Origin of the sequence: Hymenobacter miniatus (assembly GCF_016427455.1) — a bacterium.
In the GTDB taxonomy this organism is placed as follows: Bacteria; Bacteroidota; Bacteroidia; order Cytophagales; family Hymenobacteraceae; genus Hymenobacter; species Hymenobacter armeniacus.
In genome coordinates this window covers 447,228-468,948 of sequence record NZ_JAELXR010000001.1, presented here as the reverse complement: position 1 = coordinate 468,948, position 21,721 = coordinate 447,228, and the positions used below count along the sequence as shown (strand labels likewise).

22 protein-coding genes are annotated in these 21,721 nt (G+C 61.7%); 6 read left to right on the top strand and 16 right to left on the bottom strand.

Annotation, left to right across the window (positions count from 1 at the left end):
* Positions 1-24 precede the first annotated feature (24 nt).
* The 8 genes from porL to lipB all read right to left on the bottom strand — a co-directional run bounded on the left by porL (position 25) and on the right by lipB (position 7,807).
* Entirely contained in the window at positions 25-798 is a 774-nt protein-coding gene (gene porL, locus JAO73_RS02105; protein WP_198975516.1) for a type IX secretion system motor protein PorL/GldL, read from the bottom strand.
* Between the two features lie 107 nt (positions 799-905).
* Positions 906-1,922 carry a T9SS ring complex lipoprotein PorK/GldK gene (gene porK / locus JAO73_RS02100; RefSeq protein WP_190926681.1) on the bottom strand — a complete coding sequence of 339 codons (1,017 nt, stop codon included), beginning with the start codon at positions 1,920-1,922 and terminating at the stop codon, positions 906-908.
* A gap of 248 nt (positions 1,923-2,170) precedes the next feature.
* Positions 2,171-3,166, bottom strand: a complete 996-nt coding sequence (locus JAO73_RS02095; RefSeq protein ID WP_198975515.1) for a PorP/SprF family type IX secretion system membrane protein — start codon at positions 3,164-3,166, stop codon at positions 2,171-2,173.
* A 165-nt stretch (positions 3,167-3,331) separates the two neighbouring features.
* Positions 3,332-4,162 carry a uroporphyrinogen-III synthase gene (locus JAO73_RS02090; protein ID WP_190926677.1) on the bottom strand — a complete coding sequence of 277 codons (831 nt, stop codon included), beginning with the start codon at positions 4,160-4,162 and terminating at the stop codon, positions 3,332-3,334.
* 76 nt (positions 4,163-4,238) lie between these two features.
* A complete protein-coding gene (locus tag JAO73_RS02085) occupies positions 4,239-5,423 on the bottom strand; it encodes a DUF4271 domain-containing protein (protein WP_198975514.1) in 1,185 nt (394 codons plus the stop codon).
* Between the two features lie 10 nt (positions 5,424-5,433).
* Complete coding sequence (locus tag JAO73_RS02080; protein WP_233168635.1) at positions 5,434-6,516, bottom strand: MraY family glycosyltransferase; 1,083 nt, start codon at positions 6,514-6,516, stop codon at positions 5,434-5,436.
* Between the two features lie 47 nt (positions 6,517-6,563).
* Positions 6,564-6,980: a hypothetical protein gene (locus JAO73_RS02075; protein ID WP_198975513.1), complete on the bottom strand. Its 417-nt coding sequence runs from the start codon at positions 6,978-6,980 to the stop codon at positions 6,564-6,566.
* Positions 6,977-7,807 carry a lipoyl(octanoyl) transferase LipB gene (lipB, locus tag JAO73_RS02070; RefSeq protein ID WP_198975512.1) on the bottom strand — a complete coding sequence of 277 codons (831 nt, stop codon included), beginning with the start codon at positions 7,805-7,807 and terminating at the stop codon, positions 6,977-6,979. Before lipB ends, JAO73_RS02075 begins: the two co-directional genes overlap by 4 nt.
* 131 nt (positions 7,808-7,938) lie before the next feature.
* Between lipB and JAO73_RS02065 the strand changes: the two genes are divergently transcribed.
* A complete protein-coding gene (locus JAO73_RS02065; protein WP_198975511.1) occupies positions 7,939-8,298 on the top strand; it encodes a YraN family protein in 360 nt (119 codons plus the stop codon).
* 9 nt (positions 8,299-8,307) lie between these two features.
* On the opposite strand, the gene JAO73_RS02060 is transcribed toward JAO73_RS02065, so the two are convergent.
* Positions 8,308-9,360, bottom strand: a complete 1,053-nt coding sequence (locus JAO73_RS02060) for a toxin-antitoxin system YwqK family antitoxin (RefSeq protein ID WP_198975510.1) — start codon at positions 9,358-9,360, stop codon at positions 8,308-8,310.
* 224 nt (positions 9,361-9,584) lie between these two features.
* Positions 9,585-10,409 carry a cyanophycinase gene (locus JAO73_RS02055; protein ID WP_198975509.1) on the bottom strand — a complete coding sequence of 275 codons (825 nt, stop codon included), beginning with the start codon at positions 10,407-10,409 and terminating at the stop codon, positions 9,585-9,587.
* A gap of 261 nt (positions 10,410-10,670) precedes the next feature.
* On the opposite strand from JAO73_RS02055, the gene mgtE reads away from it, so the two are divergent.
* Both mgtE and JAO73_RS02045 read left to right on the top strand, forming a co-directional pair.
* Positions 10,671-12,047 (top strand): magnesium transporter, encoded by a 1,377-nt coding sequence (mgtE, locus tag JAO73_RS02050; RefSeq protein WP_198975508.1) that lies wholly within the window; start codon positions 10,671-10,673, stop codon positions 12,045-12,047.
* A 287-nt stretch (positions 12,048-12,334) separates the two neighbouring features.
* Positions 12,335-12,664, top strand: coding sequence for a hypothetical protein (locus tag JAO73_RS02045; RefSeq protein WP_190926660.1), 330 nt, complete (start codon positions 12,335-12,337; stop codon positions 12,662-12,664).
* A gap of 87 nt (positions 12,665-12,751) precedes the next feature.
* Here JAO73_RS02045 and arfB read toward each other — a convergent pair whose 3' ends face one another.
* The 4 genes from arfB to JAO73_RS02025 form a co-directional block, all read right to left on the bottom strand.
* The gene (arfB, locus tag JAO73_RS02040) at positions 12,752-13,156 is read right to left on the bottom strand and encodes an alternative ribosome rescue aminoacyl-tRNA hydrolase ArfB (RefSeq protein WP_198975507.1); all 405 of its coding nucleotides are present in this window, start codon (positions 13,154-13,156) and stop codon (positions 12,752-12,754) included.
* Between the two features lie 5 nt (positions 13,157-13,161).
* Positions 13,162-14,109: a 3-oxoacyl-ACP synthase III family protein gene (locus JAO73_RS02035; RefSeq protein WP_198975506.1), complete on the bottom strand. Its 948-nt coding sequence runs from the start codon at positions 14,107-14,109 to the stop codon at positions 13,162-13,164.
* Positions 14,110-14,237: 128 nt separating this feature from the next.
* On the bottom strand, positions 14,238-15,692 hold the full coding sequence (locus tag JAO73_RS02030; RefSeq protein WP_233168666.1) for a carbohydrate porin: 1,455 nt from the start codon (positions 15,690-15,692) through the stop codon (positions 14,238-14,240).
* 61 nt (positions 15,693-15,753) lie between these two features.
* A complete protein-coding gene (locus JAO73_RS02025) occupies positions 15,754-16,158 on the bottom strand; it encodes a winged helix-turn-helix transcriptional regulator (RefSeq protein WP_198975504.1) in 405 nt (134 codons plus the stop codon).
* Positions 16,159-16,301: 143 nt separating this feature from the next.
* On the opposite strand from JAO73_RS02025, the gene JAO73_RS02020 reads away from it, so the two are divergent.
* From JAO73_RS02020 to JAO73_RS02010, 3 genes are all read left to right on the top strand, one after another.
* Positions 16,302-17,225 carry an NmrA family NAD(P)-binding protein gene (locus tag JAO73_RS02020; RefSeq protein WP_198975503.1) on the top strand — a complete coding sequence of 308 codons (924 nt, stop codon included), beginning with the start codon at positions 16,302-16,304 and terminating at the stop codon, positions 17,223-17,225.
* A gap of 68 nt (positions 17,226-17,293) precedes the next feature.
* Complete coding sequence (locus JAO73_RS02015; RefSeq protein ID WP_198975502.1) at positions 17,294-18,076, top strand: alpha/beta fold hydrolase; 783 nt, start codon at positions 17,294-17,296, stop codon at positions 18,074-18,076.
* A gap of 72 nt (positions 18,077-18,148) precedes the next feature.
* A complete protein-coding gene (locus tag JAO73_RS02010; RefSeq protein WP_198975501.1) occupies positions 18,149-18,859 on the top strand; it encodes an SAM-dependent methyltransferase in 711 nt (236 codons plus the stop codon).
* A 53-nt stretch (positions 18,860-18,912) separates the two neighbouring features.
* Here JAO73_RS02010 and JAO73_RS02005 read toward each other — a convergent pair whose 3' ends face one another.
* Both JAO73_RS02005 and JAO73_RS02000 read right to left on the bottom strand, forming a co-directional pair.
* Entirely contained in the window at positions 18,913-20,280 is a 1,368-nt protein-coding gene (locus tag JAO73_RS02005; protein WP_198975500.1) for an ammonium transporter, read from the bottom strand.
* Positions 20,281-20,398: 118 nt separating this feature from the next.
* On the bottom strand, positions 20,399-21,703 hold the full coding sequence (locus tag JAO73_RS02000; protein WP_198975499.1) for a sensor histidine kinase: 1,305 nt from the start codon (positions 21,701-21,703) through the stop codon (positions 20,399-20,401).
* Positions 21,704-21,721 lie beyond the last annotated feature (18 nt).

Below are 21,721 nucleotides of genomic sequence, written 5' to 3'. Positions count from 1 at the left end.
TGTGGAGAGGATGATAAAAAGCGCTTAGGCTTGGGCGCCGGCCCGCATGGCGTTCAGCATGTTGCCGTACACACGGTTCAGCGAAGTGAGGTTGCCCGTGAGGTCGGCCACCTGCTTCTGGAACTGCTCGGTGTCTTTGCCGGCTTGGGTCATGTTGTCCATGGCCTTGCTGAGCGTACCATAGAATTGGTTCATGGACTTGAGGTGCGTGTTGGCATCCTGCAGTTCCATTTCGTACACAGCATTCAGCGCGCCCAGGTTTTTGGTCACGTTCTGCACCTGCATGTGGTACTCCTTGGCATCCGAAGTGGCGTTCGACATAGCCGAAATGGCGTCCACGGTGTTGGAGTAAGCCACGTTGATTTTTTCGAGCGAATCAGCAGCCGAGCGTACTTTTTTGGTGTATTCGTCGGTCACGTTGGTGGCTTCGCCCAGTTGCGACAGCTGCGAGGTGGTGGTGCTCAAACGATTCAGGCCCTGACCGAGGCTCGAAATGGCTTCGGGGGTTACGTTGGCGTTCTTCAGCATGTCGTCGAGCTTCACCGTCAGGCCTTTAGCCGAGCTATCAGTCGAGAGGCTGTTGCTACCAGTTGAGGGGTCATAGCCTTCGCTCAGCTCGGGGTACACCAGCGACCAGTCGTGCTCTTTGGCTTGCGGCTGGAATGCGCTGAGGAAAAAGATAACGGCCTCCGTGCCCAGACCTACGATGAGCATGGTATCAGCACCGGCCCAGTGCTCAATTTTAAACAATGCACCGACGATAACAACGGCTGCACCGATGCCATAAATCTTGGGCATCAGCGTATCATAGAGAAAACTTCCTTTAGCTGCCATGAGAATTTAACTGTTGAAAGGGGTTGAAGAAGGTGTTAGAAGGGGAGGGTGGTTATGATAAGACTTGCTGATTAGTTGAGGGAACTGTTGGTGCCCATGCCAATTTGAATCATTGAGCAGCGGAAGCCGATATAAGAGCGCGCCGAATCTTGGTATTCAAAGTTGCGAGTGCCCGTTTCGAGGAAATAAGCAATGTCTTTCCAGGAACCTCCCCGCACCACTTTGCGCGGTTCGTTGTCGTCCGGGTTGGTGGGGTTCAAGTCCCATACCACCGGCACCGAGGCTTCCATGTAGGCGTCGTCGCACCATTCCGACACGTTGCCGGCCATGTCGTACAGGCCGAAGTCGTTGGGGAAGAAAGAACCCACTTCAGAAGTGTAAGCAAAGCCATCCGAAGCATAGTCGCCGCGGCCGGGCTTGAAGTTGGCCAGCATGCAGCCTTTGGTGTTGCGCAGGTACGGGCCACCCCAAGGGTAAGTAGCTAGGTCGCGGCCGCCGCGGGCGGCGTACTCCCACTCAGCCTCGGAGGGCAGGCGGAAGTTGGGGTCGTTGGCGTAGCCCGATTCCTCACGCGCGGCGTTGCGGAATTTGGTGCGCCAGTTGCAGAAGTATTTGGCGGCAAACCAATCGACGCCCACTACCGGGTAGTCATCGAATGCGGGGTGCGTGTAGTAGTACTCGAGCAACGGGTCGCCCATGTGGTAGGTGAAGTCGCGCACCCACACCGTGGTATCAGGGTAAAGCTCCGTCATCACGTATTCCTCGCCCAGAACGTCGAGCGAGTCCTGCTTGATGGCGTCCACGAATTGGCGGTACTCGTTGTTGGTAATCTCCGTTTCGTCCATGTAGAAGCCGGCGATGGTCACCTGCTTGTTCATGTTTACCATGGAGGCCGAAATGTCTTGGTCGGTTTGGCCCATGTGGAACGTACCACCGGGGCAGGGCACCATGCCATAAGGCACTTCCTGGGGAATAAAGAAGGGTCGGTCTTCAGAACCAACCAGGTCACCCGTGGGTCCTTTTCCAAAACACCCACCTAATAACGTCCCGGAGATAGCGAAAAGGGATAATGCTAGAAGCTTGTTCATGTGTGTTAAAATTCTGTTTTTAGATACCGATACCGCTAAAGTACATTTAGATGGGCTGGCAAATCTACACTGAATTAGGAAACTGTGCAATACCTAAGTTTTGCTGCACACGACCAAATTCGGGGCAAACACGCTGAATAGCGCAAATAACTCGGTTAATCCGTTTTATATTTTGCGAAGCCGCCTAAAATTTATCCTAACTGAATAGGATAATGCTCATTCTGAGAGCCGAACGAGAAATAGGAAAATTAGAAGCTGTAACGGGGCGTGCGAATGGCCGGGCGGGTGTTCACCGTGGCCTTAGGCAAGCGGTAGGAGAGCATAATTTCGTGCGAGCTGAACGCGCGGGCATCCTGGTTGAAGGCAATAAAATCGAAAGCGTAACCTAAGCGTACAGCGTTGTCTTTGGCAAAGCTGATGCCGAGCAGGCCAGAAACGGATTCTTCGGTACGATAGTTGGCACCAATCCAATATTTATCGTCGATAGTGGCCCGAACACCGCCTTCAAAGGAGTAGTTCTTGGAGTTGCTAAATTTGCTGCTGCTGGAAAAATCACCCGGCAGTACAGACTTCACCAATACCGTCGGCGTCACTACAACGGAAGACGAGGCGTCGATATTGTAGCCGGCCGTAAAGTAGGCGTGATTCTCGGCGATATACTTGTTGGGCGTGCCAACGTTGCCGGCGCTTTTGAAGGTGTATTGCGAGCGAAGCAGGTTGTTCATGCTCAAGCCTGCGTAGAACTTCGGCGACTCGTACCACAGGCCCACGCCGGCGTCGAATTTGTTGTCGGAAGCACCGCTGGGTACGTTCACGTCATTTTCGTCGATGGCGATGTAAGTGCCTTTGCTTAGGTAAGTGTAAATGCCCTGGATGCCGATGCCCAGCTTGCCTTCGCCCAGCTTGATGTGCTGCGAGTACGACAGCGCGGCGTTGGTCATTTTCGACTGGCCCACTTGGTCGTAGTACACCACGGCGCCCACGCCCCCGCCGGTGGCGAGAACGGGCATGGAAGCCGAGAAGAGGCCCGTGCGGGGCGAGCCGTTGGCGTCGCCGTAGGTACCGTAGTTGAAGTACTGATAACGCCCAATCAAGTTGAATTCCCCGTAACCCTTGATGCCGGCGTAGGCCGGGTTCAGGGCCATGCCGTTGAAAGCATAGTGGGTGAACTGAGGCTGCTGCTGAGCATACGCCGAGCCAGCTGCGGCCGCGAAAAAGAGGGTCGCGAGTAACGTTCCTTTCATAGGACAGGTGGTAACGGGGGTGTGAAAGAAGAGGGAGGTGGAAGTTGGGTGGTTACGAGCGAAAGACTCGCTTCCAAATGTAAGGGAAAAAGCGCGGCCAAAAAACTTGGACAAAAAAAACCGGGGCAAAGGTGGGTTGCTCCGGTTTTCAACCATTTACCTGAATCAGGCGTTGGGTTTAGCGTTTTTGGAATTGGGCTTGCCCACATCGGGCTGCGCGTGGCGCCGGATGTAGGCCTCGATGGCCCCGGTCATGGACGGGGCATTGGGGTGGGGCGCCTCGATGTCGAGAATGAGGCCGGCGTCGAGGACGGCTTTGGCCGTGGTGGGGCCAAACGCGGCAATGCGGGTGCCGTCCTGCACAAAATCAGGGAAATTGATGAAAAGCGAACTGATGCCGGACGGGCTGAAAAAGGCGATACAGTCGTACTTCACCTCTGCCAAGTCAGACAAGTCGCTGGCCACGGTCCGGTAAATGACGGCTTCCGAGAACTTCAGGTTGTTGGCCCGCATGAACACGGGCAGGTCGTCTTTGCGGATGTCCGAGCAGGGGTATAAGAACTTCTCCCCCTTGTGCTTTTTAATCACATCGAACAAGTCGGCGGCCGTGCGCTCGCCCACGAAGAGCTTGCGCTTGCGCAGCACAATGTATTTCTGCAAGTAGTTGGCGGTCTGCTCCGAAATGCAGAAATACTTCATTTCGGCAGGCATCTCCAGCTTGGCTTCCTGGCAAATGCGGAAAAAGTGGTCCACGGCGTTACGGCTCGTGAAAATCACGGCTGTAAAATCCAGGATGTTGATTTTTTCGCGTCGGAAGTCCTTGTAAGACACCGGCTGCACTTCGATGAACTCCCGGAAATCGACCTTGATGCCGTATTTCTCGGCAATGGCGAAGTAGGGAGAAACGTCGTTGGCGGGCTTGGGCTGGGTAACTAGGATGCTACTGATGCGCTTGGCATGCCGGCCTGTGCCCGGCTTATCTGCACTCTCGGCCATACAGGAAGAAAAAGGGTAATGCTAGGACAATAAGAGGAGTAGTATGCACGAAGGCAAATTGCGAAGCTAAGGCCAATCAGTATGTAAAGACAATAAGTTTGAGTAAAACCAATAAAGGCAGTACTTCAGTGGCGCAAAGGTAGGCAAACAAATGGAGATTTAGCAGGGAAGCATACTGGTGCAGGGTGTGGGCCACGCGCAGCACTGTGCCCACCAGCACCACGGCAATGGCGGCGCTAGCGGCCCAGGCCACGGCCTGCGGGTAGCCGCTGTTGAGGCTGAGGTAGAGCAGCAGCACCACCGGCAGAAATAAGCCCGCCAGCAGCGTAGTGCGCAAAAACTCCCGGTATTGCACGTTGACCAGCCCCTGCAACCCGAATGTGTAAGCCAACAAGGCGACGTACACGTATTTGCCAAATACAAACACGGTGATGACGCCCGCGTAGAGCAGCACGCGGGCCACGATGGCGGTTTCGGGCACGTCGAAGAAGCGGCGCAGCAGCGGCAGGTTCTGCAGGTCGGTGTGCAGGGCCGTGAGAAGCAGGGCAAATGAAAACGCGAACAGCACCACCAGCAACAGATTCAGGAGGGAGAAGGCGGGCTTGGCGAGAAAGGCCTGCTGGTCGGCGCCGCTGCTGAATAGCTCGTCAATCTGGAAGATGCGAGCCAGACCGGGCTGGTAGGTGGCGCGCACGGCCCCATAGGACAGCCCCAACACCAGCAAAAAGCCCAGATACACGTTTTGGCCCTGCGGCGCGGGCACGCGGGGCTGGGCCAGCCCCGCGCGCGCCTCGGCCTGGCCGGGGGCAGCGCTGCTGGCGCTCACGCCCGAGAACGACGCCAGCGCCGGCGAGCCGTCGGGCTGCCACACGGCCAGCAGGTGCGTGCCCGGCGCCAACTGCGCCGGCAGTAGCCGCGCCAAATCGAGAGAGTAGGTGGTCGCCGATTTGGCATTGAAAATGAGCTGGTTGTCAAGAAACAAGCTCAGCCCTGGCTGGGCGGCAAACGACAGCGGGAAGGGCTGGTTGCGGCTGATGCGCACCCACTGGTAGTAGGCGTGGGCGGGCTGGTGGTAGCCCGGCAGATAGAAAATGAGCCGGTTGCGCGCGGCGTCGTGAATCAGCCAGTCGGCCGACAAAGAAGTTGGCGTGGACGGGGGTAGCTGCCGGTACTCGCTGGCGCGCACCGGGCGTGCCGTGCCGGCTAGGGCCAAGCACAAGCCCCACGCCAGCAGCCAGCAGATGCGTCGCGCGCGCCACATAGTCAGGACATTAGTTGCCGCTTTCGGCGGCCAGCAGCTGCCGGCGGGAGATGCGGCTTTGGTACACGCCGAAGAAAACGCTCAGCAGCACCGAGAAGCCGGCCAGGGCGGCAATGAGGATGGTGTTGCCCAAATGAGCGAAGCGGATAACGAACAATATCACCAGCACGTTGAGCAGGCCCAGCAGCAGCACGGTGCTGATTTGCTGGAAGCCCATGGCCAGGATGCGGTGGTGAATGTGGTTTTTATCGGGCGAAAAGGGCGAACGCCCCGCCAGCATACGCAGCGAAAACACCCGCAGGGTGTCGAACAGCGGCACAAACAGAATGCCCACGGCCACCGAAGGAGCCGCCGCCCCAAAAGGCTGCCCCACGTGCAAGCCCATCTCGATGAACTGAATGGCCAGCACCGACACAATGAAGCCGCACACCAGCGAGCCCGTGTCGCCCATAAAAATGGGGGCCCGGTGAAAGTTGTAGCGTAGAAAACCCAGCAGGCCGCCGATGAGGCAAAGTGCCACGAAAGCATAGTTGCTGTAGTACGGGCCGCCGTATTGGTAGAAGTAGTAACCGAAGGTGCCGCAGATGATGAGCACAATGGTGCCGGCCAGCCCGTCGAGGCCGTCGATGAGGTTGATGGCGTTGGTGATGCCCACGATGACGCCCAGGGTGAAGGCGTAACTGACGCCCACCGGCAGCGTACCGATGCCGAAAATGCCCTGGAAGCTGGTGATGCGGACATCGGCCATTATCATCACAATGCCCGTGGCCAGGAGCTGGCCCACAAACTTCTTGGCCACCGACATGCCCACCAAATCATCTTTCAGCCCCACAAAAAACAGGATGATGCAGCCGGCCAGCAGCTCTTTCACCCCGTTTTGCAAGGGCGCGAAGATGGTGAGGGCCGACATGAACCCGGCGAACACGGCCACCCCGCCCAGGCGCGGCGTGAGCGACTGGTGCACGGTGCGCCCGTTAGGTGTGTCGAGCATGTTTTTGAGGTGGGCGATGTAGATGATGGACGGCACGGCGAATAGCGACACCAGCAAAGCCCACATCCACGACAAACCCAGCGGAATATCGAAATGACTCATATGCAATAGTTACAATTAATGACTTACGCTACCCGGAGGCAGATTTATTAGCTGTGCAGCACCCCGGTTTGGTCGAGCAGGGCGATGCGGGTGAAGTTGTCGGGCACGATGGAATCGGGCACGAAGATGAATTTTTTGTCGAAAATCTGGGTGCCGTGGTAATAGCTCACCCAGTATTGGTTGTTGAGGTGAAACAAGGCCGGGTCGATGGGCTCGACGGGCACGGCCGTGCGGGCCCCCACTTCCTCAAATACGTAGCGCAAGGTGGAGGTGCGCACTTTTTCGCCGTCGGGCTGCTGGCCGTAGCCGTTGGCGTTCACGATGACGTTCTGCAGCGGGAAATCGTTGTGGTTGAGCAAGTACACCTGCCACAGGGCCTGGCCGTCGGGGGTCAGCGCGCCGCTGTCGGGGATGATGGCGACCGAAACGCCTTCTACGGGGTCGAAGGAAATATCTTGTTTCACGGCTTAGGTAGTGGGCAGGGCGAATTGGGAGATGTGGCGACCTCGGTGGCTCCCAGCAAGGCCAGCAGGTGCGGCAGGAGGCGCTCCTGCACCTCGGGCACCGCCACGGCCGCGCCGGGGCCCAACTCCTGGGCCAGCGAAGTCACGGCTTTGTCGGTGATGCCGCAGGGCACAATGTGGCCGAAATACGACAGGTCGGGCGTTACGTTGAGCGCGAAGCCGTGCAGGGTGACCCAGCGGCTGCACTTCACGCCCAGGGCGCAGATTTTGCGAGGATTGGAAGCCCCTTCTTCCCAGTCGAGCCACACGCCGGTGAGGCCGGCAATGCGACCGGCATTCAGGCCGTACTCGGCCAGGGTGCGAATGACGGCCTCCTCCAGCATGCGCAGATACCAGTGGATGTCGGTGCGGAAATTGTCGAGGTCGAGAATGGGGTAGCCCACCAGCTGGCCCGGGCCGTGGTAGGTGATGTCGCCGCCCCGGTTGATGCGATGGAAGCTGGCCTGATGGGCCATGAGGGCGTCATCGTCGAGCAATAAGTGTTCGGGCTTGCCGCTTTTGCCCAAAGTGTAAGTGTGCGGGTGCTCGCAGAGCAGCAGGTAGTTGGGCGTGGCCTGGTGCGGGGCACCGGTGGTTTCGGCCTCGCGGTTTTGGGTTTTAATGGCCAGTGTGCCGGCCATCAGCGCTTCCTGCAACTCCCAGGTGGGCACGTAGTCTACGAGGCCCAGGCGGCGCACCTCCACCGTCCGGTTGGTGGTGGGCTGCGCGTCGTCGGGGCCGAGGGCGTCGTGCGGCGGCGCGGGAACCTGTTCTACTGAAGAAGCCATGGGCAAGGGAAAACGTAACGGGACGCAAAGGTACTAAGCGCCGTAGGCATTGGCTTGCGCGCGCCTTCGGTTAGCTTGCGGCGGCTTGCGCCGGGGCTGGTGCAGCCAAGCCCTTCCGACCCTTCTTACCCATGGCCCACGCCCCTCACGAATTAGGCCAGGCCGGCGAGGCCGCGGCCGCCGACTTTTTTCTGGCCCAAGGCTACGAGGTGCTGGCCCGCGGCTACCGCCACGGCCGCGCCGAAGTCGACCTGGTGTTGCGCCAAGGCAACGCCCTCCTGGTGTTTGTGGAAGTAAAAACCCGGTCGTCGGGCCAATTCGGCGCCCCCGAAACTTTTGTTTCGACCCGCAAGAAGGAGCTGTTTCGGCTGGCCGCCACGCATTTGCAGGAGGAACTGGACTGGCGCGGCGACATCCGCTTCGACATCGTGGCCCTTACCCTGCTGAGCCAGGGCTTCCGACTTGAGCACTTTGAGGATGCTTTTTACTGAGCCTAAAGCTTACTTCTTGCGGGGAGTTACTTTAGGAGCCGCCTTGGGCACGGTGCGGGGCGTGTAGCCGGGGCGGCGGGTTTGGCCCGGCCGGTCTTCGGCTTCGGGCTGGCCGCGCTTGTCGAGGTTCTTCTCTTTGTCGTAGATGAGGGTGGCGTTGCGGTTGTACTCGCGCACCAGCTCGGGCTCGGTCACTTCGGGGTCGTAGCCGGATTCGGCGTATTGGTACTCGTAGTGGCGGCGGCCGCGAAAGCCCCAGTACTTGGTCCAGATGCCCACGCGCTTGCCGTTCTCAAACTGGCCGCGCCAGTCGGGCTGGCCGTTCACGAGAAACTTGGCGTAGTCGCCCTCCAATTTGCCGTTTACGTAGGGCACCACTTCGTTGATTTTGCTGCGGTCTTCGCCGTAGTAGCTCACGTTGGCATCGCGCGGGAAACCCATCTCGTAGTGGGTTTTGGTGAGCAGCACGCCGTTTTTATCGAAGGTCTCCCAACGCAGGTGCTTGGTGCCCAAGGCATAGAAGCCGGTTTCGAGCACCTTGTTGTTCTGCAGCACCTTGTACGGCCCATGCAGAATCTTGAGGTTGGTAGCGTCTTCTTCCACAGCCGCCAGCTTCAGGATTTTGTGCTTTTTGGTGTCGTAGTAATAATGCGCCGGAGCATAGTCGCTCAGCACCTTGGGATACTTCAGGAAGTAAAAGATGGCGATTTTCTGATTGCGGCCCTTGGGGCCGGTTTTCACGAAGGCCTTCTTCATCTTCTCGCCCAGAAAGACGTTTTTCGGCTTCTTCTTGGCTTTGCGCTGAGTGTCTTTGTCCGCGTCTTTGGCGGCTTTTTCCTGCTCTTTGGTGAGCACCACCTTGCGAGCCGTGCTGAGCGAAGGCTTGCCGTTGAGCGAATCGGCCGTGCGCGTGAGCGTGTCGGCCACGAGGGCCACGGGTTCGTCGGGTGTGCTTTTGAAAGACACGGTTTTGCGTGTGCACGCCCACGGCAGGAGCGTGAGTGCCACCACCAAAACACCCAGAAAACGCAGCGGCCGCAGCCACAAACGAAGATTACGCATGAAAAGCACCAAATAATTTCGCCGCATCAACGCAAATGTAGGACGCTTTGGTGCCCGTGGAGAAGGGAGGCAGGGAAAGGAGGGCATCTGTCATCCTGAGCGCAGCGAAGGACCTTCTCCCCGAAGAACGATTTGCAGCAATTCAATCAACGCAGGCGTGAGAAGGTCCTTCGCTGCGCTCAGGATGACAGACGCTATCCACTTTTTCTCATCGTCCGCCTCCCCTACCCCGCCTTCACTTCCCGCGTGGCCAGGTCGAGGTGCTGGCCGGCCACCAGGAGGTGCAGGCACAGGTTGTGGCCGCTGATGACTTGGTCATCGGGCAGGTCGGGCAGGTTGTTGTGGGTGGCAGCGGCGGCGTCCACTATCACCACGGCTTCTTCGCCAAACACTTCGGCGGGGTGCCCGGCGCGAATGACCAGACCCGTTTCTTCGCTGAGGCCGATGCCCAGCAGCGTGGGCTGCGCCAGTACGGCGTGCATGAGCCGCGGGTAGCGCCCGCGCTCGGCAAAGTGCTGGTCGAGCAGCACGCCCGGCAGCAGGCCCAGACCGGGCTTCACCTCTACCTGGCCCGCCAGTAGGCTGCGCCAGCCGTGGCCGTTCACGAGCATAAAATCGGCCACGGCCGAGGCACCGGCGCTGGTGCCGGCCACGATGAAGCCGGCTTCGGCCTGGTACTTGCGCTTGAGAATGGCCAGGAACTCGGTGCCGAGCAGGAAATCGGTGATGCGCTCCTGGTCGCCGCCGCTCATGAAGACGAGGGCGGCGCGGCGCAGGCGCGCCAGGGTGGCCGGGTCGTCGGCGGGGTTGTTTTCGTCGACCTGCAGGTGGCGCACGTGGGGGCAGCCCAGCTGGTTCCAGGCGTGGGCGTAGGCGGCGGCGGTGCGGGCGGGCTGGCGGCGGCTGGCCGTGGTGAGCACCTCAATGGGCGAGTTGCGGTCGGGCAGCAGCCGGGCCAGCAGGGCCAGCATGGGGTCGTCGTCGCCGCCGCCCAGCACCACAAGGGTGCCCAGCGGCGCGGTGGAAGGCAAAGGGGAATCGGCGGACATGAACACGGATTTGGAAAGGCAAGATAGAATGGTGAATACGGGGAAACAGCACCATTTGCCGGGCACTGCGGCGCGGCTGGCAGTTGTTGAGCGAACCGATAGCTGCTACGGCCGAGGTAATGCCGCGGAGCCGGGCCCGCTTTTATCGCCGTCAACTCTGATTCGGTCGGCCATTTACCGCCGGCTTCGCGCTACTTTTGCACCGCAATTTTCCGTTCCCCAACCCCGCTTGCCTAGCGAAGCACCTCCGCCCCTCTTTTCATGCAGCCGCAGACCGTGGAAACCATCACGTCCCTGATTCAGGAGGGCGAGTTTTTTAAGCTTAAGCAAGTACTCCGCGACTTTCAGCCGTCGGAGCTGGTATCCCTCATTGAGGAGGAGGAAGAACGGGAACAGCTCATCATTTTCCGGCTGCTGCCCCTGAAGCTGGCCACCGAGGTGTTCGAATACCTCGACCTGGAGGTGCAGAAGCACTTTCTGGAAAACCTGGCCCAGGACAAGATGGCCGACATCCTCAACGAGATGTCGCCGGACGACCGCACGGCCCTGCTCGAATTCCTGCCCGCCAACTTCGTGGCCGAGCTGGTGCAGAGCCTCTCGGAGGAAGAGCGCAAGGTGACGCTGCAGCTGCTGGGCTACCCCGAATACTCGGTGGGCCGCCTGATGACGCCCGACTACATTGCCATTCGCGAGAACTGGACGGTGCAGCAGGTGCTCGACTACATTCGCCAACACGGCGGGCAGTCCGAAACGCTGAGCATGCTCTACGTGACCGACGCCCACGGCGTGCTCATCGACGACATCCGCATTCGGGAGTTTCTGCTCACGGCGCCCACGGCGCGGGTGCGCGACCTCATGGACCGCCGCTACGTGAGCCTCGTGGCCAACCAGGACCAGGAGGAGGCCATCGACATTTTCCGGCGCAACGACCGCAACGCCCTGCCCGTGGTGTCGGACCAGGGCATTCTGCTCGGCATCGTGACCATCGACGACATCCTGAGCATTCGGGAGGAAGAAGACACCGAAGACATCCAAAAATTTGGTGGTTCCGAAGCCCTCGACGAGCCCTACCTCACCATGCCGCTGCTGCGGCTGGTGCAGAAGCGGGCCGGCTGGCTAGTCATCCTGTTTTTGGGCGAGCTGCTCACGGCCTCGGCCATGCAATTCTTTGAAGGCGAATTACAGAAGGCCATTGTGCTCATGCAGTTCGTGCCGCTCATCATCAGTTCGGGAGGCAACTCGGGCTCGCAGGCTACGTCGCTCATCATCCGGGCCATGGCGCTGGGCGAGTTCACGCTGGGCGAGTGGTGGCGGGTGCTGCGGCGCGAAATCGTCACAGGCTTAGCCCTGGGGTTGATTCTCGGACTGGTGGGCTTCGGGCGCATTGCCATCTGGCAAAGCATCACGCCAATTTACGGCGAGCATTGGGTGCTGGTAGCCCTCACGGTGGGCGTGGCGCTGGTGGGCATTGTGCTGTGGGGCTCGTTGGCGGGCTCCATGCTGCCGCTGCTGCTCAAGCGGCTGGGCCTGGACCCGGCCACGTCGTCGGCGCCCTTCGTGGCCACACTGGTCGACGTAACGGGCTTGATTATCTACTTCTCGGTGGCCCTGCTGCTGCTGCGGGGCACGCTGCTGTAAGGCAGCAATAGGCAAAAGGATGGGTAGCGGCTTCTGCGGCTCGAAAAACCGACGGGCTTCGCGTGCTGGAACCCAAGCGGCGCGGGCAGGTAATAACCGTGCCCGTAAAAACACGGGGCAGAACCACGTAGAATATCGGGTTTTGGAAATCAAGTAGTTGTGCGCTTATACGCCGGGCGTCCGGGCTGTCTCTTTGTGCTGTCAAACGAAGCTTCAGTGAGACACCAGGCGGTTGCCGAAAAGCCTTGACCCAGAGTAGGCGCACCCATCTTTTTTCTACTAACCCCATGGCACTCCAACAAGTAGGGCAATTCAAGCTCAACCAGCAAGGCGGCTACGTTTGCCGCACCGAATTTGTGTACCTCGACGACAACGGCCAGCTGCAGTCGTCGGCCCAAACCAGCAACGAACTGCTGGGCCAGTCCTACACCACCTCGCCCGGCGACCTGGGCGTGCCCGATGGCGCCACCACCTGGATGAAAATCTGGGTGATGTGGGGCACCGACAACCAAGCCACCCAAGCCTTTACCTACACCAAAGGCGCCGCCCCGACGGCCGAGTACACCTGCTCCGGCACCACCCTCAGCAACCACCTTGCCCTCGACGGGGTGAAGTAGCCGCCGCTCCACCAACTGGCAACCAGAAAAAAGCCCCCGTGCCCATGGCACGGGGGCTTTTGTGCAGCCTAGAAGTGGCCCGGGCCGCTAGTCCAGCTTGCGGCGGTTGGCTTTCTTGTCGCTGTGTAGCTTTTTGCCCTCCAGGCGCTTGCGCACGGCGGCTTTGCTGGGTTTGGTGGCTTTGCGGGGCTTGGGCCGCCGCAGGCTCTTGAGCAGCAGCTCGTGGAAGCGGGCCAGCGCAATTTCCTTGTTGCGGAGCTGGCTGCGGTCGTCCTGAACCGTGACGAGGAGCAGGCCCTCGGCGGTGAGCTGGTTGCCAATCTTTTCCAGAATCAGCTCTTTCTGCGCCTCGGTTAGCACCTGCGACTCGCGCAACGGAAAGCGCAGTTCCACGCGCGACTCCACCTTGTTTACGTTCTGCCCGCCCGGCCCGCTGCTGCGGCTGGTCTGAAAGGTGATTTCGGGCAGAAAAGCGTCGGGCGGAGGCAGCATGAGTTCTATTTCTCCAGCAACATAGCGCCGTAGGAATAGCCGCCGCCGAACACGGTGATAATCACCTTGTCGCCGCCTTTCAGCGAGTCCCACACTTCGGCCAGGCCGATGGCGGCGCCGGCGCAGCCCGTGTTGCCGAGGCGCTCGATGTTGCTCACGGCGCGGGCGGGGTCGAGGCCGAGCTGCTTGGTCACGTTCTTGGAGATGCGCAGGTTGGCCTGGTGCGGAATGAGGTAGGTGAGCTGGTCGATGGCAATGGCGTGCTTGTCGAGCAGCTGCTGGGTCACCTTGGCCATGTAGATGCAGGCCTGCTGGAACACGTCGCGGCCAAACGGCATCACGATGCCGCGCTCCACGGGCTTCAGGGTCACCGACTCGTCGGCTTTGCTCACGGGCGCCGCGCCGCCGGTGATGACCTCGGCAATGCGCAGGTCGCCGGGCGCGAGGCGCTCCTTGCTGATGAGCAGCGCTGCCGCACCATCGCCCCAGAGGTGGCCGGCCATGGTGTCTTCCTCGTTGTTGTAGGCCGTGTTGTGTTCCGTGACGACCACGACGGCGCGGGTGGCCTTGCCCATGGCAAAATAACCCTCCACGATTTCCACCGCATTCAGCAGCGACGAGCAGGCCGAAGAAATGCTCACCGTGGGAATTTCGTTTACGTCCAAATCCCGCTGCACGGCGTGAGCGGCCGTGAAAATGGTGTCGTGCGGCGTGTAGGTACCCACCACAATAAGGTCGACGCTAGCGGCAGCAAAGGCAGGGGCGGCGGCGAAAGCTGCGCGGGTGGCGGCAATGGCCATGGTGTTGGCATTTTCGCCGGGGGCCGCTTTGCGCCGCTCCTGAATGCCGGTTCGCTCGATTATCCACTCGCTGGCCAAGCCATTCAGGCGGGTGAAGTGAGCATTGGTGACGACGGCCTCCGGAAGGTAGGACGCCACATGATGAAGGTACACGGACTGGGGTTGGATGGGGAAACGCAAACGCGCCTTGCGGCGGGCACAAAGGTACGGCCCCCGGCCCGCGGCGGCCGGCCCCAACCGTCCAGATGCCCGAATTTTACACGCAGAGCCACTTCCCGACCCTAAAATTCGACGTGCAGCCGCACCGCCGCCACGTGCACCGGCCCGGCCCGGTCGCGGTTGTAGCCGGGATTGATAACGAGTTGGTAATCGGGGCTGATGGAGGCGTGGTAGCGCGGCAGGCTGAAGCTATAGTAGACTTCAGCAATGCTTTCGAGGCCGTAGCTCAGGGCGCCGTCGCCCACGATGAAGCCGTAGCCGCCGGCCGCTAGGTAAGCACGGTGTTCGGGGCTGAGGCCGTTCACCACCACGGCAGCCCCGAGGCGGTCGTCGGGCCGCTGCCAGCGGGCGCCGGTGCTCACCAAGCCCAGGCTGGCGCTGTGGTCTATTTCGGTAAAGGCCCAGGTTTCGTAGCGGCCGTCGTTGTAGCTCACGCGGGCAAACAGGCCCACGTTCTTGGTCAGTTCCTGCTCGGCGTTGAGCGCAAAGCCGGTTTTGGTGCGGCCCGGTGCCCGAAACAGGGCCACGGCCGAGGTGTCGGCGTGCAGGCGCGGGTTGGCCGCGGTGGCGGCGCGGTAGTCGCCCATGGCCGCCACGTTGCGAAAGCCCAGCAGGCGCAGCGTGCCCTGGCGGCCGCCCAGGCGGTAGCTTTTGGTGAGCTCCACGGTTTCGGCGTGGGCGGTGCGGTAATGAAAGTCCAGCGTGGGGCCGTTGGCATAAGTAGGCTCCAGCGTCGAGCCCACGCGCAGGGCAAAGGCGGGCGTCACGTACTCCAGCACGCCGCCCACGGTGTAGCCGCGGGTGTTGGCGGCGTAGTCCCAGCCGCCGGCGCTCATCAGGCCCCAGTTCAGAAACTGCGTGCGGGGGTCGTGCGAGTAGCTGTTCTGGTCGAAGAAATCGGCCACGCTGAACTTGCCCACAGTAAAGGCGAGGTAGCGCGTGGGCTGGGGCCCGGCCAACTGGTTGAGGTCGTCTTCGTCGGCATCGGTCCCCGGGCCCAGGGCAATGGTCTGGCGCAGGTAGAGGCGGGCCAGGTACAGCACGGGGTCGGCCACGCCAATGCGGAAAGTTTCGCCGTTGGTGAAGCCCGCAATGCCGCGGGCGCTGCTCAGGCCGCTGCCACCGGCCACCTCGGGGTTGAAATACACGGCCGCGCCTTTCCACAGCCGCCGCCCGATGAACAGCGTGGAGGTGAACGACAGCTTCGCCGACTCGCGGTCGGCCAGGCTGTAGTCGCCCGCATACGGCGTGCGCAGGTCGTTGTGCCACTGGTCGATGAGCGTTTGCTGGAAGTGCAGGCTCCAGTTGCGCGGCTGGCCGGGCGCGTCGTTGGGCTGGTGGGCGGGCTCCTGGGCCGAGGCGGCGTTGGGCGGGGTGACCGGCGTGGCCCCGCCGGGCGGCGTGACCTGGGCGCGGGCCGGCCCCACCAGGAGCAGCGCCCCCGCGAGCAGAGGCAGGAACTGTTTCAGAAGACGAAAACAACAAGGGCCAACCGAAGCCGCCCGGGATGAAAACATCAAACCTAGGCCGTTACGTCTGTAGGAAGCATGAAGCCACCCTGCTGGTTTCCGGACGGCTCTAGCCTTGCCCGGCACCGGCAGGTGCCTCAGCGACGGCGCTGCGGTCTAGGTACTGCAGGCCCCAGCCCAGCAGCTCGGCAAACATGGGCCGCACGCGCTGGCCCTGCGCCGTGAGGCTGTAGTCGACGCGCGGCGGCACGGTTTGGTGCACGGTGCGCGCCACAAGGCCGTCGGTTTCCATCTCGCGCAACTGCTGAATGAGCATCTTCTCCGTGATTTCGGGCATCAGCCGGCGCAGCTCGCCGTAGCGCCGCGGCTCGTCGAGCAAGTACGACAGAATGAGCAGCTTCCACTTGCCGCCCAGCACGTTGAGCGTGGTGCGCACCGGGCACACCAAGTCATTCCGGGTGGATGAAGCCAGCCAATACGCCTCGGCCTGTTGCTGTTTGGTGAGCTTGCTCATAAAAATTATTTTTCTGATTGTCAACGATTCTTTCTGCCAGGTAAGTACCCTACTTTTTAGTAGGTACTTGCGAAAAGTAAAGGTAGGCATTCACCTTTGTATGGCCAGCGGGCAACCACGCCCCGGCATTACGTACCAGACTCATGGCTAAGAAAATCACCGTATTAGGTGCCACCGGTAACATTGGCACCGCCCTCGTGCATCACCTGCTGGGCCATGGGCACCAGGTCACGGCCGTGGCCCGCCCCAGCGCCCGCCTCGACGCCCTGCAACAAGCAGGCGCCGCCACCAAAGCCGGCGACGCCCACGACGCGGCCTTCCTCACCGATGCCCTGCGCGGTGCCGACGCCGCCTTCCTCCTGATTCCGCCCAGCCCCACGGCGCCCGACGTGCTGGCCCACATGCAGCAAATCGGCGAGGCCACCGCCCAGGCCGTGCGCGATGCCGGCGTGCGCCACGTGGTGCACCTGAGCAGCATCGGGGCCGAGCAGCCCACCGGCACCGGCCCCGTGGTGGGCCTGCACCACCAGGAAGCCCGCCTCAATGCCATCGACGGCTTGGCGGTGGCGCACCTGCGCCCGGCGTATTTCATGGAAAACCTGCTGGCCAACGTGGGCATGGTGCAGCACATGGGCATCATCGGCTCGGCCACGCGGCCCGACGTAGCCTTCCCCATGGTGGCCACCCGCGACATTGCCGCCAAAGCCGCCGAGCTGCTGAGCGGCTCGGCGCTGGAAGGCCACACCGTGCATTACCTGCTGGGCCCGCGCGACTATTCCATGGCCGAGGCCACGGCCATTCTGGGCCGGGCCATTGGCCGGCCGGAGCTGCCTTACGTGCCGTTTCCTTATGCCGATGCCCGGCAGGGCATGGTGGGCGCCGGCCTGAGCGAAAACATGGCCGACCTCTACATTGAGATGACCCAGCACATCAACGAAGAAAAATCGATGACCAAGGGCCCGCGCACGGCCGAAACCACCACGCCCACCACGCTGGAGGAATTTGCCCAAACGGTGTTTGCGCCGGCGTTTGAGGGCGCCGCGGCAGGCGCACCCGCCACGGCATAAGCGGGGCCGTTTGTCGAATGCGACAGGCTCTTCGGCTCGGCCGGGGAGCCTGTCGCTATTTTTGCCCCATGCCTTTGCTTCATCACCTCGACCAAGGCCAGGGCCGGCCCCTGGTCATCCTCCACGGCCTGTTTGGCACCCTCGACAACTGGCAGAGCCTGGCCCGCCGCTGGGCCACCGAAGCCGGCCTGCGCGTGGTGAGCGTGGATTTGCGCAACCACGGCCGCTCCTTCCACAGCCCCGAGCACAGCTACGCCCTGATGGCCGAAGACGTGCTGGCCCTGTTCGACCATCTGCAGCTTGGCCCCGACGTGACGCTGATGGGCCACAGCATGGGCGGCAAAGTAGCCATGCGCCTGGCCCTGGACCACCCCGAGCGGCTGGCCCGCCTCATCGTGGTCGACATTGCCCCACGCTTTTCCGACATGGAGCACCAGGACGACATCCTGGCCGGCCTGCAATCCGTGGATTTTACTACCTGCACCAACCGTCAGGAAGCCGACGCCGCTCTGGCCAAGCACGTGCCCAACGTGGGCACCCGGCAGTTTCTGCTCAAAAACCTGTACCGCAAGGAAGACAACACCTTTGCCTGGCGCATCAACCTGCCGGTGCTGGCGGCGCAGCTGGCGGCCATTGGCGAGGCCACCACGGCAGCGGCCCCGTTTCTGAAGCCGGCCCTGTTCATTCGGGGCGGCAAGTCCGATTACATCACCACTGAGGATAAGCTGCACGGCATTCCGGCCCTGTTCCCCAACTCCGAAGTGGCCACCGTGGTGGACGCCGGCCACTGGGTGCACGCCGAAAAACCGGAGGAAGTGTTTGGGCTGGTGCGGGCGTTTGCGCTGCAATAACCGGGGCTTTGTGGCCCAGCGCTGACCCCACCCGTGGCTGTGCCGTTCCTTTGTGGCTCATTTCCCGCGCCCATGCCCACCACGCTATACCTCCTCCCCACGCCCCTGGCCGACGACACGGCCCCGCAGGTGCTGCCGCCGCAGGTAGTGGCCGCCGTGGCCGCCCTCCCCTATTTCTTAGTCGAAAACGCCCGCACGGCGCGCCGCTTCGTGAAAAGCGTGGCACCGCACCGCGTCATTGAGGACATTCGCTTCACCGTCATCGACAAAGACAGTACTGACGCCGAGGTGCGCGCCGCGCTGGTGCCGCTGGTGAAAGAAGGCCTCGACGGCGGCATTCTGAGCGAGGCCGGCTGCCCCGGCATTGCCGACCCGGGCGCGGCGCTGGTGCGCGAGGCCCACCGGCTGGGCCTGCGGGTGGTGCCGCTGGTGGGGCCGTCGTCGCTGCTGCTGGCGCTCATGGCCTCGGGGCTGAACGGGCAGCAGTTTGCCTTTCACGGGTACTTACCCATCGAGAAGGCGCCGCGCGTGGCGGCCATCAAAGCCTTGGAGAAAGAGGCGCAGCAGCGACAGCAGTCGCAGCTCTTCATCGAAACGCCCTACCGGAACGGGGCCTTGTTCGCCGATTTGCTGGCGCACCTGCAGCCAGGCACCCGCCTGTGCGTGGCATCCGATGTGACAGGCGCCGGGGAGTTCATCAAGACGTTGACCGTCTCGGATTGGAAGCGCCTGCCGGCGCCGGAGCTGCACAAGATTCCGACGGTGTTTGTGCTAGGGACATGACAAGACGTGCTGATGAGCGTATCAGCACGTCATGCTGATTATTTACGACGTCGCTACGAGGCGCGCACCACGTAGCGCAGTTCGCTTTCGGGCACGGCTTCGGGCACGATGGGCAACACCGTCTCGCCATGCTGGCTCATGTCGAGGCCGTCGGCCTCGTGGCGGGCATTTACCCGAATGGGAATGAGCAGGTTGGTGAACTTGTAGAGTAGGTAAGAGCCGCCAAAAGTGAAGACGGAGATGAAGGCCAGGGCCCCGAGGTGGCGCAGCAGCAGCGTCCATTCGCCGGTGGTGGCTAGGCCGCCGTTCTTGGCAAACACGGCCGTGAGAATCATGCCCACGATGCCGCCCACGCCGTGGCAGGGAAACACGTCGAGGGTATCGTCCAGGGTGGTTTTGTTCTTCAAATCGACAGCGCCCGCGCTGATGGCCGCCGCCACCACGCCAATGAACAGCGCCGGACCGTAGCTAATGTAGCCCGCCGCCGGCGTGATGGCCACCAGGCCCACCACCGCGCCAATGGCCGCGCCCGCCGCCGACGGCCGCTGCCCGCGCACGGCCTCAATCATCATCCAAGTGAGCATGGCGGCGGCCGAGGCCAGGTGTGTGGTCATAAAGGCCTGCACCGCCGTGGCGTTGGCCGCCAGCGCCGAACCGGCATTGAAGCCAAACCAGCCAAACCACAGCAAACCCGTGCCGATGAGAATGAACGGCACGTTGGGCGGCACGTGGGTGTGGCCTTCGAGGTGGGTGCGGCGGCGGCCCAGGGCCAGCGCGCCCGCCAGCGCCGCAAACCCGGCCGAGATGTGTACCACCGTGCCCCCGGCAAAGTCCAGTATGCCCCACTTAAACAGGAAGCCGTCGGGGTGCCAGGTCCAGTGGGCCAGCGGGCAGTAGATGCACAGGCTGAACAGGCACATGAACAGCAGGTACCCCCAAAAGCGGATGCGCTCGGCGAAGGCACCGCTGATGAGGGCCGGCGTGATGATGGCAAACTTGAGCTGAAACGCCGCAAATAGCACCAGCGGCAGGTTGGAGGCCAGGCGCGGGTGCGGGGCCGTGCCCACGTTGTTGAACAGGAAGAACGTGAGCGGGTTGCCAATCACGCCCCCGATGCTGTCGCCAAACGCCAGCGAAAAGCCCACTACGTACCACAGTATCGAAATCACGCCCAGCGCGATGAAGCTCTGCAGCATGGTGGAGATGACGTTGCGCTTGCTCACCATGCCACCGTAGAAAAATGCCAGCCCCGGCGTCATCAGCAGCACGAGGCCGGAGGCCGAAAGCATCCACGCCAAGTCGGCGGGATTGAAGGCGTCGGCGGCGGCTTCGGGGTGGCTTTGGGGCAGAAAGGCTGCAACTCCGGCCAATAGAAGGATAAAGCCGAGGCAGGCAGTGGCCAGGTATTGCTTGCGAGTCATAACAGGGAGCAGATGATGGGCTACTCCACGAAGTTATGCAACATCATTTACAGATACACCCTAATTTTTCAGGTCACTTTATCTCTAAATGGATGTTTTGCAGAAAAACACCCTTCCATCAAGAGGTCATTTCGATAAAAAAAGCTGTGCGTTGGTCCTTTTGGGTGGTGAGTTGAAACCGAAACCCGTGCGCCTGCAGAATGTCGCGCACTAAGGTCAGGCCAATGCCCTGGCCATCGCGCTTGGTGCTGAAGAAAGGCGTAAACAGGCGCTGGCTGATTTCGGGCGTCAGGCCCGGCCCGTCGTTTTCGATGGTGACGGTGGGCGGCTGTGCGGTGGTGCGCACCCAGATGTTGCCGTCGTGGCCAATGGCTTCGAGGGCATTTTTGGCGATGTTCAGGAGGGCTTGCTCCAGTTGCTGGGCGTCGAAATGCAGCAGCAGCGGTGTTTCCGGAATGTCGAGGTGCCACCGGATGTGCCGCTCTTCGCTCTGGGGCTGCAGCAGCCGGCAAATGCCACGCAGGAGGGCGTGCACGTCGGTGGGCTGGGGCACGGGGGCGGGCAGCCGCACCAGTCGGGCAAAGTTGGCAATGAAGTTGGCCAGCTGGGTGTTGCGGGCGATGCTGACGTCGAGGGCCTGCGCGAAATCGGGCTGGTCGGCGGGATGCAGCTGGGGCCGGTAATGCTCGAAGCTGTGCAGGATGGAGTTGATGGCGCCGATGGAGTTGTTGATTTCGTGCGACATCATCCGAATCAGCTTGCCGTAGGACTGCTTTTCCTGCTGGATTAACTCCTGAGTCAGCTCTTCGAGCAGAATGAAGCGCCGCGTGAAGCCCCGGTCGAAGAAATGTGCGGCGTGGGCCCGGTAGGTTTGCAGGCCTGAGAGGCGCAGGCTTTGCGGCTGCTTTTCGGTGAGGTTGGCCAAGGCCGGGCCCCAGGCGCCCGGCAGCGCGGCGGGCAGCTGGCCCAGCAGCGCCTGGGCCGGCTGCCCGAGAAAGCGTTCGGCAGCGCTGTTCACGCTGTCGATGCGGCCTTCAAAATCCATAATGAGCACGCCGGCCGGCGAGGCCTCAATGAGCCGCTCCAGCAAAAAGCTCTTTTCATGCTGGCTCACGCGCTCCTGCCGCAACTCGTCAATCATGTGGTTGTACACGTCGATGAGCTGGTCCATCTCGCGCTGGCCCACCGGCACAAACTTCATCGAGAAGTCCTTGGCCTGGATGGCCGCCGTGCCCGCCGCGATGAGCTGAAACGGCCGCACAAATCCCCGATAGAGCCGCACCGTGAGGTAGATGCTCGCCAGCAGCAGCGCCTCCGAAGCCACGAAGAGCGTCGGGTTGGTGGTGCGCAGCTGGGCCGCCAGCGCAATGAGCACGGCGTGAATGAGGGTGACGAAAAGAAGGAATTGGGTGCGGAGCGTCATGGGTTGCGGAAAGCCTAC